Here is a 337-nt window from a genome sequence, read left to right on the forward strand (position 1 = left end):
CTCCGGGGCCCCGCTGACCGATGCCATCCGGGAGACCGGCGGGAAGCCCAGCTCGGCCCGCTCCGCCAGTTCGCGCACCGCGTGCCCCGCCGGGTCCCATCGCACCAGGGCCTGCACGGGCCGCAGCGTCGGCTCGGCCATGATCACCACGGTGCCGCCGGCCTCCTGCGGACGCACGAGAGCGGCCGCACCGATCCAGCGCCGCAACGCGTCCTCCGCCGCCCGCAGGTCCGGGCGCCCCAGCATCGCCCACCCGTCGAGCAGCAGGGCGGCGGCGTACCCGCCCTCGGCGACGGGTTCGGCTCCCGGCGTGCTCACGACCAGCGCCGGAGCGCCG

Annotated in this window: 1 pseudogene; it reads right to left on the minus strand. The window is 78.3% G+C overall.

What is annotated here, in order from left to right:
- Positions 1-337, minus strand: a pseudogene (locus tag G3I40_RS03040) (primosome assembly protein PriA); the annotation flags it as partial.

This window comes from Streptomyces sp. SID14478 (genome assembly GCF_010548525.1).
Taxonomy (GTDB): domain Bacteria; phylum Actinomycetota; class Actinomycetes; order Streptomycetales; family Streptomycetaceae; genus Streptomyces.